Annotated in this window: 11 protein-coding genes and 2 tRNA genes; 6 read left to right on the top strand and 7 right to left on the bottom strand. The window is 54.7% G+C overall.

The window, feature by feature from the left end; all coding sequences use genetic code 11:
• Positions 1–3 precede the first annotated feature (3 nt).
• The 5 genes from qrcA to ACTVJH_RS01015 form a co-directional block, all read right to left on the bottom strand.
• A complete protein-coding gene (qrcA, locus tag ACTVJH_RS01035; protein ID WP_455986566.1) occupies positions 4–549 on the bottom strand; it encodes a menaquinone reductase multiheme cytochrome c subunit QrcA in 546 nt (181 codons plus the stop codon).
• A 210-nt stretch (positions 550–759) separates the two neighbouring features.
• Positions 760–2,205 carry a mannose-1-phosphate guanylyltransferase/mannose-6-phosphate isomerase gene (locus ACTVJH_RS01030; protein WP_455986564.1) on the bottom strand — a complete coding sequence of 482 codons (1,446 nt, stop codon included), beginning with the start codon at positions 2,203–2,205 and terminating at the stop codon, positions 760–762.
• Positions 2,206–2,273: 68 nt separating this feature from the next.
• The gene (gene rfbC / locus ACTVJH_RS01025) at positions 2,274–2,834 is read right to left on the bottom strand and encodes a dTDP-4-dehydrorhamnose 3,5-epimerase (protein ID WP_455986562.1); all 561 of its coding nucleotides are present in this window, start codon (positions 2,832–2,834) and stop codon (positions 2,274–2,276) included.
• Positions 2,835–3,006: 172 nt separating this feature from the next.
• A tRNA-Ser gene (locus ACTVJH_RS01020) sits at positions 3,007–3,097 on the bottom strand.
• An 11-nt stretch (positions 3,098–3,108) separates the two neighbouring features.
• Positions 3,109–3,202, bottom strand: a tRNA-Ser gene (locus ACTVJH_RS01015).
• 175 nt (positions 3,203–3,377) lie between these two features.
• On the opposite strand from ACTVJH_RS01015, the gene ACTVJH_RS01010 reads away from it, so the two are divergent.
• From ACTVJH_RS01010 to ACTVJH_RS00995, 4 genes are all read left to right on the top strand, one after another.
• On the top strand, positions 3,378–4,673 hold the full coding sequence (locus ACTVJH_RS01010; RefSeq protein ID WP_455986560.1) for a homoserine dehydrogenase: 1,296 nt from the start codon (positions 3,378–3,380) through the stop codon (positions 4,671–4,673).
• 51 nt (positions 4,674–4,724) lie between these two features.
• Positions 4,725–5,924, top strand: coding sequence for a cofactor-independent phosphoglycerate mutase (locus ACTVJH_RS01005; RefSeq protein WP_455986558.1), 1,200 nt, complete (start codon positions 4,725–4,727; stop codon positions 5,922–5,924).
• A 191-nt stretch (positions 5,925–6,115) separates the two neighbouring features.
• Positions 6,116–6,535, top strand: a complete 420-nt coding sequence (locus ACTVJH_RS01000; RefSeq protein WP_455986556.1) for an acyl-CoA thioesterase — start codon at positions 6,116–6,118, stop codon at positions 6,533–6,535.
• 128 nt (positions 6,536–6,663) lie between these two features.
• Positions 6,664–7,452, top strand: a complete 789-nt coding sequence (locus tag ACTVJH_RS00995) for an amidohydrolase family protein (RefSeq protein WP_455986554.1) — start codon at positions 6,664–6,666, stop codon at positions 7,450–7,452.
• A gap of 82 nt (positions 7,453–7,534) precedes the next feature.
• On the opposite strand, the gene ACTVJH_RS00990 is transcribed toward ACTVJH_RS00995, so the two are convergent.
• Complete coding sequence (locus tag ACTVJH_RS00990; protein ID WP_455986552.1) at positions 7,535–8,485, bottom strand: precorrin-8X methylmutase; 951 nt, start codon at positions 8,483–8,485, stop codon at positions 7,535–7,537.
• Positions 8,486–8,928: 443 nt separating this feature from the next.
• Here ACTVJH_RS00990 and ACTVJH_RS00985 point away from each other — a divergent pair, with 443 nt between their 5' ends.
• The gene (locus ACTVJH_RS00985; protein WP_455986550.1) at positions 8,929–10,227 is read left to right on the top strand and encodes a (Fe-S)-binding protein; all 1,299 of its coding nucleotides are present in this window, start codon (positions 8,929–8,931) and stop codon (positions 10,225–10,227) included.
• A 102-nt stretch (positions 10,228–10,329) separates the two neighbouring features.
• Here ACTVJH_RS00985 and ACTVJH_RS00980 read toward each other — a convergent pair whose 3' ends face one another.
• Positions 10,330–10,575, bottom strand: coding sequence for a hypothetical protein (locus ACTVJH_RS00980; protein WP_455986549.1), 246 nt, complete (start codon positions 10,573–10,575; stop codon positions 10,330–10,332).
• 616 nt (positions 10,576–11,191) lie between these two features.
• On the opposite strand from ACTVJH_RS00980, the gene queA reads away from it, so the two are divergent.
• Positions 11,192–12,298 carry a tRNA preQ1(34) S-adenosylmethionine ribosyltransferase-isomerase QueA gene (queA, locus tag ACTVJH_RS00975; protein ID WP_455986547.1) on the top strand — a complete coding sequence of 369 codons (1,107 nt, stop codon included), beginning with the start codon at positions 11,192–11,194 and terminating at the stop codon, positions 12,296–12,298.
• The last annotated feature ends 119 nt before the right edge of the window (positions 12,299–12,417 follow it).

Below are 12,417 nucleotides of genomic sequence, written 5' to 3'. Positions count from 1 at the left end.
TTTTTATTTATGGCACACATAGCAGGCATTACTGGCGCCGTTCTCGGCATGACAGCGCTCACATTCCCACATCTTCATCGTCTGTTTGCTGTACCCGGTGAGCCTGTTCTCGTAATACGTCGGCGGCGTGTCCACTTCAGACATGTCCATGTGACAATCCATACAATCCAGATTTTCATGGGCCATATGTGAAAAGTACACATTGTCGGGCTGTTTCTGATAGACGAGCCAGGGAACTTCCTTGTCTTCGGCCACATATTTTTCAACAAATTCAATCTCTGCGGGATCCTCGGTCATGGCCTCTACATGACATCCTGCGCACTGCTCAGTCGTCGGCAAACCCGCATAGGAACCATCCTCCCGAAAATAATGACACTCGTCACATCCCATGCCCGCATCCATGATATGCACGCTGTGACTGAACCTGATCGGCTGTGTCTTCTCGGAAAAAACCAATTTGGGGTAGCCCCACCACCCCAACGCCACTGCCGCCACAAATCCTGCTAAAAGGGGCAGCATGATGCAGCTTTTTTTTCTCCGCACGTTCATTACCTCCATACCCGATTTCGCATCCTTTCCGTCGAAGCCCAGGATACTGATTTGAAAAAAAACATCCACCATTTGCCCGGCTAAAATTCGGGCACACGTTATAGAACACCCCGTTCGGGTGTCAAGCGCAAATGAAAAAATTCACGAACTCAGCGGGTTGCATCACGGGGTTCCCCGGTGAATCACAGACCCCGCAAGGTCATCCCGGAGTCATTTCAGGGCCTCGCCCTTGTCCTTGATCCTTCCATAGACGTCGTCAAAGCGAACAATGTCGTCCTCTTCCAGGTACGGTCCGGTCTGGATCTCGATAATCTCGACAGGGACCCGGCCGGGATTGGCCAGGCGGTGCGTAGCTGTCTTGGGAATGTCGATGGACTGATTTTCCGTGAGCAAGTACTCGGTATCATTGACCTCGGTCTGGGCCGTGCCCGAAACCACCACCCAATGCTCACTGCGATGGTGATGCATCTGTTTGCTCAACTTGGCCCCGGGCAGGACTTCAAGACGTTTGATCTTGTAATAGGGCCCTTCCTCGAGGATGGTATAGCTCCCCCAGGGGCGGTACACGGTCAGATGGGCTTCAACGAGATAGCTCTCTTCCTTTTTGAGCATCTCCACGACATTCTTGACCTTTTGAACCTCATGCTTGTCACAGACCAGGGTAGCGTCACGGGTCTGGACCACGACCATATTGTCCAGGCCAACTGCAGCCAGCTTGCCGCCCGAGGAATAGAGAAGACTCTCCCTGCAGTTCAGAGAAAGCACATTGCCGCTGACAACGCACCCGTTTTCATCCTTTTCACCCATCCGGTGCAGTGCCTCCCAATTACCCAGATCGTCCCACCCAAAATCCGCGGGTACCACTGCAATACGCTTGGCCTGCTCCATGATCCCGTAATCAACGGATTCTTCCGGGATGGATACATATCCCTCTTCAAGCGACCGTTCACGGCGGTTCTCCCACCAGGCGAACAGTTCGGGCTGGAATTCCTGTACAGCCTCTAAAAACGGGCCGGCACCGAACATGAACATCCCGCTGTTCCAGGAATACGTCCCACTGGCCAAAAATTCTTCGGCCCGCTTGCGGTCCGGCTTCTCCACGAATCGCTTCACGGCAAATCCACCGGGTTCGAGCGGTTTGCCCTGTTCAATATACCCGTATCCGGTCTCGGCCTTGTCCGGGGTGACGCCAAAGGTCACAAAATAATCCTGCTCGGCCAGTTTCTTGCCCAGGGCAAGGGCCTCCTGCCACCGAACCTCGTCCTTGATCTGGTGATCCGAGGGAAACACGGCCACAACGGCATCTTCATTCTGGCTCATGATGCGCTCCATGCCCAGGATGATGGCCGGCAGGGTGTTCCGCTTCAATGGTTCGCTCAGAACCTGTTTTTCCAGGGCAGGACTGATCTTCTTGAGCTGAGAGCGGACCTCAAAGACATGCTCCTCGTTGGTCACCACCCAGATCCGCCTGGGGTCGAGCACATGCATAACCCGGGAAACAGTCTGTTGCAGCAGGGACTCGGTCCCGTTGAGGGGCAAAAGCTGTTTGGGAAGCAGGGTTCGCGAAAGGGGCCAGAGTCGTGTTCCAGAACCGCCGGCCAGAATCAGGGCGTGGCAGGAATCCCAAAAACCATTGCCTTCGGATGCGTCGCTCATGGTCATACACCTCGTTTGCCGTTGGGGTTGCATGTAGTGTTCACGCGATGTCGTGAGGTCTCCGTGCTTCAGACAGGCGTATAGACAAAAGGAGAATCAAAATCCTTCAACAGAGGCAATCGAATATCCTTTTCAGAAAGAATTGGATCTTCAACCGGCCAGGGAATATCGATATCCGGATCATCCCAGCGCAGACCGCCGTCATGCTCAGGGGCATAGAACCCATCGACCTTGTACTGGAATTCCGTCATGGGGGCCAGGGTGACATAGCCGTGGGCGAATCCCTTGGGAATGAGCATCTGTCTGAAATTTATCCCGGAAAGTTCCTCACCGTACCATTGCCCATAGGTGGGCGATCCCCTGCGGAGATCCACGACCACATCATAGACGGCACCGCGGGTCACACGAACCAGCTTGGCCTGGGCCGCAGGAGGAACCTGGAAATGCAATCCCCGAAGCACCCCGACCTGTTCGGATCTGGCATGGTTGTCCTGGACAAAATCATAGTAAATACCATGGGAAATAAAATCCCGCTGATTGTATGTTTCTGCGAAAAAACCCCGATGGTCCTGAAACACCTCGGGTTGAATGAGCCACAATCCCGGGAAGCGGGTCGGTATGATTTCCATGTTTTCACCACAACGCCTATGAGAAAGGACCTTGCCACGATCAAGGCCCGCGAATCAGCCAACGCCTTGTACCTGTAAACAAAAACAGATGACGAAACAAGAAAAACAAAGGGGATGAAAAAAGAAAATCCCGCCCATTTCTGGTGCGGGATGTATATTTACAGGTATGATATGGCGGAGGGCTAGGGATTCGAACCCCAGATACCCGTGAAGGTATGCCGGTTTTCAAGACCGGTGCAATCAACCAACTCTGCCAGCCCTCCGGTCAAAAAAATGGCGGAGAGGGAGGGATTTGAACCCTCGATAGAGGTTTTGCCCCTATACACGCTTAGCAGGCGCGCGCCTTCAGCCAGCTCGGCCACCTCTCCTTACGAACGGAAGGGAGTACCTATCCAAATCACCCTGCATCGTCAATACTCTTTCAGCGGTTTTTTCCCTGTGCATGATTTCTGGATAAGCGGAGATTTTTTTGCTACCCACGTTTTTTTCGACCGATATTTGTCACACCCTGTCGCAACAGCCTTGAACAACGAGGAACCCATCTTGAATCGACCATATATCAACCTGGCAGTCGCCGGCTTCGGAACCGTGGGCACGGGCCTGGCCAAGGCGATCCGGGAAAACCTGGACTGGATAGGACGCCGGCTGGGCAAGACACTGCGCATTCATACTGTTCTTGTCAGGGATATCCATAAAAAACGTCATTTTATCCCGGACCCTGAGACCATTTTCACGGACGATCCCGAGACGTTTCTGGCCACTTCGGATATCGATATCGTGGTGGAACTCATCGGAGGGACCGGTCTCGCCTTTGAGATCATTTCCCGATCCCTGTCCCAAGGGCGTTCTGTGGTCACGGCCAACAAGGCACTGCTTGCCGAACGCGGCGGAGAACTCTTCGCCCTGGCCGCCGAGAACAACGCCGGACTCTATTACGAGGCCAGTGTTGCCGGGGGCATTCCCATTGTTCAGACCCTCAAGGAAAGTCTGGCCGGGAACAAAATAAAGAATCTGCTGGGCATCCTCAACGGCACGGCCAATTATATCCTCTCGGAGATGACCGCCAAGGGGCTTGATTTCCAGACCGCCCTGTCCATGGCCCAGGCCAAGGGATATGCCGAGGCCGACCCGACCTTTGACCTCGAGGGGATCGACGCGGCCCACAAACTGACCCTGCTCATCCGCCTGGCTTACGGACAGGACTTCCCCTTTATCGACCTCGCGGTAACCGGCATTTCCCATGTCGAGGCCCAGGATATCGCCCTTGGCGGGGAATTCGGCTACAAACTCAAGCTGTTGGCCCAGGTTTCCGACTCCGCAGGCAAGCTCCAGGCCGGGGTCTTCCCGGCATTCATTTCCAAGAACCACATGCTCGCCAAGGTTGAGGGACCCTTTAATTCCATCCTCCTCGAGGGCAACGTGGTCGGACCGATCATGCTCTACGGCCAGGGTGCGGGTGATCTGCCCACGGGGAGCGCGGTTCTGGCTGATGTCATGGCCCTGTCCAAAAAGCCGAATCCTCCCAACAACACGGGGTTCCCCGAGCCGATCCTTCCTTTGGCAGAAATCCTCGACCCGATGCTCTCCCTCTCCGGACATTACTTCCGGTTCACGGTTCAGGACCGGCCGGGGGTGCTTTCGGCCATCTCGGGAATCATGGGCAACAACGCCATCAGTATCGCCCAGGCGGTCCAGAAACCAACCGCCGACCCGGGCCAAGGGGTCTCCATCGTCTTCCTGAGCCACAAGGCGCTGCTCAGGGATGTTCAAAAGGCGATTACGGAAATCGATGGATGTGATTTCATCATGGCCCCCACCGTGCATTACAGAATCGTTTGATCCTCGATCATTCGCGCTTCATCCCTTTTACCAAATACCACCGAGCCTGCCATGAAACAGATACTCTTTCTCGTTGCCGACGGCATGGGTGACTGGCCCCTGGAATTATTGGGCAACAAGACGCCCCTCCAGGCTGCCCATACCCCGAACATGGATATGCTGGCCAAGACAGGATGCATGGGCACCTGCCAGACCGTTCCCCACGGCATGCAGCCGGGGTCGGACGTGGCCAACATGGCCCTGCTCGGTTACGCCCCTGAAACATATCATACCGGTCGAGGGCCCATCGAGGCCGCAGCCCAGGGTCTTGAGCTCGATCCGGATGACCTCGTCTGGCGGCTCAATCTGGTCACGCTCTCGGGATTCGATGACCAATCGGACATGCTCGACTATTCAGCAGGACATATCAATAATAAGGTGGCCCGGGAGATCGTCGAGCATCTCCAGGAAAAACTGGGGGACGAAACCTTTACCTTTTATCCAGGCATCCAGTACAGGCATCTTCTGGTCCAGAAAAAGGGAAAGCGAGCTCCGGAAGCCGGGTTGGTCATCAATCCCCCCCACGACATCACGGACCAGCCCATTGCGCCGGACATGACAACCTTTGCATCGAGTCCTCGGCTCATGGATCTTTTGACCCAGGCCCGCGATCTCGTGCGTCCCTGGTCGGACAGGTGTGCCGCCAATGCTATCTGGCCATGGGGACAGGGAACCCCGTTACTCCTGCCCGATTTCGAAACGACCTTCGGGCCCAGAGGGGGAATCATCTCGGCTGTGGACCTGGTCAAGGGACTCGGCCGGGCCGCCAACATGACTGTCATGGACATTCCCGGAGCCACGGGATTTCTGGACACCAACTACCAGGGCAAGGTGGACGCGGCTCGCGCCTACCTGGACCAGGGCGATTACGTCTATCTTCATGTGGAGGCCCCGGATGAATGCGGTCACATGGGCGATCCCGGCAAAAAGATTCAGGCCATCGAAGATTTCGACGCCAAAATCCTTGCCCCCCTCCTGGATTCCCATGGAGACCGGGACATTCTCTGGGTCGTGACCTGCGATCATTTCACGCCCATTGTCCGCAAAACCCACACCACGGACCCGGTTCCTTTCCTGATTCGAGCGAAAGGTCTCGAGCCCAATCACGATGCCGGCCGCTTTGATGAAAACGTAGCCGCCCAAACCGATCTGAACCTTGACTCTGGTTCGGCTCTCATGCGCATGGTTCTTGAACGGGCCGGATGGAAGTAATATTCCTGGCTGCGTCCCAACGCCTCTGCATGAAAAAAACACATTGACTCGCGCAGCGAAAAGACAAAAAAACGTACCGTTCAGGCAGCGGGCATGGTCGACGCATTCTCGCCACCTGGTTGCTCTGAAAAATGCCTCTTTCTATGCCGCTGCGCTCCGTGCGAAGATATTTTTTACCCTGTGTGACTACCATGAAACCATCGACCACCTTCTCCACTCCCGACACCTGGCTCGACCATCGCGTCTCCTATGGTGAGACCGACGCCATGGGGGTTGTCTATTACGCCAACTACCTGCATTGGTTTGAAATGTCCCGCAGTCTGTACATCCGTGAACGAGGTATGAGCTATCGGGTCATTGAGGAAAAGGGTATCTTTCTGCCCGTGCGTGAAGCCTCCTGCCGCTATTTTTTACCGGCCCACTTTGACGAATGTGTTCGAGTGCATACGGCCATAAGCGGCTGGACCCGGGCCACCCTGACCTTTATCTATGAAGTCACTGATGAGGACAGATCACGCGTTCTGACAACTGGTTCGACCCAGCATGCCGTTGTCGATCCCCAAGGCAAACCCCGCAGGGTTCCGGACTGGCTCAAGGAATTGTGCACCTGATCCAGGACGCGCACAGCTCTTCGAGATTTCCCCTGTTGTCTCCAGACACATGCCTGTACCGCCGCCCGTGTGCGGCACAATCCTACGAACCTCCGGGAACCTGATTCCCGGATTTTTTTGGTGCCATCATGTCCATAGATATCCACACCCATGCATTCCATCCCAAGATAGCGGACAAGGTCCTGGCCCAGCTTAAGGACCATTACCACATATCTCCAACCGGAACAGGCACGGTGGAAGATCTTCTCCCCCGCCTGAAAAAAGCAGGCATCGACCGTGCGGTCGTGCATTCGGCAGCCACCAAGCCCGACCAGGTCATCCCGGCCAATAACTGGGCCATTTTTATGCAGGAAAACTATCCGGAATTGTTCTCCTTTGGGACCATCCATCCCGCATACACAGATTGGGAAAAGGAGCTGGACCGATTGGAAAACAAGGGGATCAGGGGACTCAAAATACATCCGGATTTCCAGGGATTTTCCATGACGGACAAACGCCTTGCACCTATCTACGAAACCATTGGCACCAGGTTCGTGATCATGCTCCATGTCGGGGACAGAAAACCGCCCGAGGAAAATGCCTCCAGCCCCCAGAAAGTGGCCGAGCTCATTGACAACTTTCCCTCTCTCACGGTGATCGCGGCCCATTTCGGGGGCTACCATCACTGGGAGTACGTCTGCGATCACCTGGCCGGCAAAAACGTCTTTATGGATACCTCGAGCTCCCTGTTCACCATCCCCCAGGACCTGCTGGAGGCGATCTTCAGCACCCACCCCCGGGAACGGATTTTTTTTGGAAGCGACTACCCCCTGTTTGATCCGTCGGAGGAGATGGCGTTGCTGGCAAGACGCCTGCACCTCAAGGATTCAGAGATCCAGGATCTGCTGACCAATGGAGAGTCCCTGCTGGACCGATAGCCGACATCCTGTCAGCATAAAAAAAGCCGCCCCGGGAATTCCCAAAGCGGCTTTTTTACTGCGGTCCCGCAGGATTGAAACATCAGATCCCCGTTTTACTCCAGTGGGATGCGGTGTATTCCAGCGCCTGAATCATGGCCAGGACACAGGAGATCCCGCCACCCGTACCCGCATTGGAAATGAATGCGAGATCACGCTGCCTGGAAAGACGTGCCTTGGACAGAGGTGCGCCTGCAAATCCCGGGGGCAGGGCAATGACGAGACGCGGATTCAGGCCGTCCCGCATCAGGTCCAGAACAAGATCGAGGCATGCGGAACTGGAACCCAGGGCAATGATCCCTTGTGACATGTGCTCCTTGAGAAACGATCTGCCCTGATGAGCGGATCCAGGGATGCACACGGCCGGACGTCCCATGGATTCCACTCCAGCCCTCAGGGCCGGGGAATCACATAAAACGGGCAGGCTGGAGGCCGTGGCCTCGGCATAGACGCGATCGACCGGACCGCTCATCCGAAGGTCCGCAGCCAGGGCGAGATCACCGGTGGCAAGGGCCAGGGCTTTGAAAAAAGGGAATCGGTCGTCAGACAGACCTGTAGTTGCAAAATGGCCGGCAACGATCTCGTCATCGCGGGAAGCATCGGGTTCAACCGCGGCCTCGCTCCGGACATCTCCCTGCAACCGGGTGACCACGATGGCCTCCAGCAGGGGCTCGTCCTCCATGGTCTCCAGAAGATCGAAGCGGACTCGGGGAAAGGCCTCTTGAAGCTTCTGAACAACCTCGGGGAGTTCGTCGGCAATGTGTTTTCCACTCAAAAGAAAATACGGGAAGATGATAATCCGGGAAACATTCTCCGCCACGAGCTGCGCAGCCTGTTCATCAAGTGTCGGCTGGCCGCACGAAAAGCAGGCCGGAACGACCCGGGCTGGCCAAAGTCGGCGGCCTATTCTGTCTACAAGGGCGAAAAATCCCTGTGAAGCCGCCTGACGCCGGGTTCCGTGTCCCAAAATGATCACCGCGCAGGAAGTATGCATATACAAACCTTGTTTCACGTTTTTTTGAATGCACAATTCCTGCACGGGTTTTTATCTGTCCGTCAAGGATGAAAACCTCGATTTCGCACAATATTTTTTTTCGTAACATTGCCGTTTATTCACTTCCTTGGCAGTGGGCATCGCTTCGCGATTCATTTTTATTTATAATAAGTACTGGAAATTATCTTCAAATTTCTCTATAGCAATCCCAGTTTCGTTAATGTCGTGGAAACTCGAGAATTTCCTGCTCGCGTATTGCGATTTCTCCCTTTCCGTGGCATTGTCGCGCAGAAATTGAGCATGTAATGGAATCTAGAAGCATTGAGACGTTCCTTCTCAAAACCTGTTTTAATCCTTCCAGATTCTTACAATGGTTAACGTCAAGAAGATTCGTTCCCGACGAATTGCCATGTGTCTAACAATTATTTCCTAAGGAGGAGAATATGGCAGACGCAGCAGTCAAAGTTGGGACAGAACCCAAGACCACCTTTATGGACAAGGTGAAAGAGATCGTTCCCGAAGGTGGGAATCTGAATCTCTGTCTCACCTGCGGGGCCTGTTCCGCTGGATGTCCTGCTACCGGTCTTGAGGGGATGGACCCGAGAAAGTTCTTGCGAATGGCTGCCCTGGGACTGGATGAGGAAGTGACCTCAACCCCTTGGGTTTGGATGTGTACACAATGCATGCGGTGTGTCCACGCCTGTCCTATGAACATCAACATCCCGCAGCTCGTTTTTTATGCCCGCCAGTCCTGGCCCCGCGAGGAGCGCCCCACGGGTATCCTGGGATCCTGCGACCTTGCATTGAAAACAGAAGGCAACAGCGCCATGGGCGCCAACTCTGAAGACTTCAAATTCGTTGTCGAGGACGTCCTCGAAGAAGTCCGTGAGGGTCAGCCTCAGTTCAAGGATATGGAGGCACCCATCGACAAGCAGGGAGCCTATTTCTTCTTCAACCAGAACTCGCGCGAACCCGTAACCGAACCCGAAGAGATGATCCCCTCCTGGAAAATCTTTCACACGGTCGGTGCCGATTGGACCTATGGTTCCAAGGGTTGGGGCGGTGAAAACTATTGTATGTTCCTGGCCGATGACGATGCCTGGGAACAGATCGTCAGAAACAAGGTTAAAGCCTGCGAGGACCTGGGATGCAAGGTGTTCCTCAACACCGAGTGAGGCCATGAATTTTATGCACTCCGGGCCGGAATGCAGAAATATGGTATCACCCCCAAGTTCGAGTTCAAATCCATCATTGAATACTACGCCAGATGGATCAGGGAAGGCAAACTTCCTGTCAATTCCGATTGGAATAAAGACCTCAAGATCAAATTCACCTGTCAGGACCCGTGTCAGCTGGTCCGTAAATCCTTGGGCGACCCCATTGCCGAGGAACTCAGATTTGTTGTCAAATCCGTGGTTGGTGAAGAAAACTTCGTCGACATGTACCCCAACAAGTCCAACAACTTCTGTTGCGGCGGCGGCGGCGGTACCCAGCAGACTGACTACAAGGAACAGCGGGCCAAATTCGGCAAGGTCAAAACCGACCAGATCCTGGCCACAGGCGCCGATTATTGCATCGCCCCCTGTCATAACTGTCACTCCCAGATTCACTTCCTGAACGAGTACTTTGAAGGCGGTTGGTATACTGTCCATCTGTGGACCCTGATCTGCCTGTCTCTGGGCATTCTTGGTCCCGAGGAAAGAGAGTACCTTGGTCCCAAATTGAAGAACGTCGGATTGTAATCTTCAGGAACCACGTTGCTGAATCCAAAAAGACCTGCCCGGTTTCCCGAGCAGGTCTTTTTTCAGTCTTCGGCTTCATTGAAAACGAATTGTTATTGGTACTCAACTCTTTCCATGTTCATGGGTGTGCGCATGGGTATGGGTATGTTCGTGAGTGTGGTCATGTTCATGCTCGTGGGAATGCGCATGGACATGGTCGGCATGAAACACGGTTTCACCGGTCTCGGGATCGTGATGATGATCGGCGTGCTCGTGATCATGGTCATGCTCGTGATCGTGATAATGTTCCTTGATGAACTTGGCATATTTGGACGGCTTGCGATGGCCGCATCCGCAATTCTTGCACATGGACTCCTCCGTGGTTATCGCTTGTACGCCCCTGAGAGATCATCCCCCCTGCTGCAAGGAGGGCTCGATTTCCCTAGTCCGGATTCCAGACAAGGGGCAAGGACATTTCCGTAAACACTTTTTCGCTCAACTTCTTTCGTACTCCTGTCAAGGGCAAAAAAGCAAGCCCCGTGGCCCGATTATCAGGCTCAATCAAATATTACCCAAATACCTGAAATGACACGGCTTATTTCTTGCTTTGGCCCCCTGCCTGCCTGCCTGACCGAGCCAGGAGTCGTTTACCAAGCCGCCTTTTGGAATCGCGCCGGGGCGTTCTAGCGCTTATTGAGAGATGCAATGGCGTGATGATGTACGGTAGACGAGGGTATTTCGAGCCGACCCAAACGGGGTCAGCCAACCCTGAGAGCCGTTCAGCCTGATCCGATTATTTTTCCGGGCATTCCAGGCTTGCCACCCGAGCGGTTCGTGCATAGTGACACTCTTCCCTTGGACGACTGTGGTGTTTTCTCTTTCGTCATCAACAACCCAACACGCGGAAAATGAGTCGATGCCGCCGCTGCTCGCAGACACTCCCCCCTTGCACAGGACAACTCTTTTTCACCCCGATCAAAAAACCATGCCTGAACAACCAGTTACAAACACCATCCCTGCGGACTTCGATCTCGCCTCCTATGAATACCAGATCGACGAATCCCGTATCGCCCAGAGCCCATCCCGCAACCGAGAGGGTTCCAGGCTCCTTGTACTGGACCGGAAAACTTCCGGGCAAACGGCTACCGTGTTCGGCTCCCTTGCCGATCATCTCCCGGAGAATGCCCTCCTCGTGGCCAACAACACCAAAGTCCTTCCGGCCAGATTGCTGGGGCACAAGGAATCCGGGGGCAAGGCGGAGTTTCTTCTCCTCACCCCCCTTGTACTGATCCGGGGAACAGCAACCAGCTCGGGCTGGACCCGGGCAGAGGTCCAGGGGTTACTCCGGGCCTCCAAATCACCCAAGCCCGGGAGCAGAGTCATCTTCAGCGAGGATCTCTTTCTGGAAGTGGTCACCCGTGGAGCATTCGGCCAGGCAACGGTCATGCTCCACTGGCGGGGTGATCTGACCAATCATTTTCTGACCGGCGGACACATGCCCCTGCCCCCGTACATTCGCCGAGAAGACCAGGAAGAGGACCGGGAACGCTACCAGACTGTCTTTGCCAACGAAGACAAACTCGGCTCCGTTGCCGCACCCACGGCAGGACTGCACTTCACCCCGGAGGTGCGCCAAAGCCTGGCCGATAAAGGTATCTCCTGGGAAGAGATCACCCTCTATGTTGGCTACGGGACCTTCAGCCCCTTGCGTTGCCCGGACATCCGCGACCACTCCATGCACGCAGAGTATATCGAGATTTCCTCAGAAACCGCAGCAGCCATTGCCCTGGCCAAATCCCAGAAACGTCCCATCGTGGCCCTGGGAACGACAACGGTTCGGACCCTGGAATCCATGCATGCCCTCACCGGCGGGATCAATCCCTTCTCCGGGTGGACGAATCTGTTTATCACCCCCGGATATCAATTCAACGTGATTGACCATTTAATCACAAACTTTCACTTGCCCGGCTCATCTCTTATCGTACTGGTCTCCGCCCTTGCAGGCAGAGAAAGGATCAAAAAGGCCTATTCCTTTGCCCTTGATCACGACTTCCGTTTTTTTTCCTACGGCGATGCCATGTTGATCCTGTAATCCGGTCTTCTGCCCGCTCACCGATTCCTTCTTGGTGGCTGTCTGATGCCGGATGTATATATGTCCCTGAAAACAGTAGGGTCTGATGGTCTTGATGCCTCAACGCCATTGACTTACGA

This window comes from Desulfoplanes sp. PS50, from assembly GCF_053851535.1.
The sequence above is the reverse complement of the archived record's forward strand: the minus strand, read 5'-3'. Positions and strand labels throughout refer to the sequence as shown.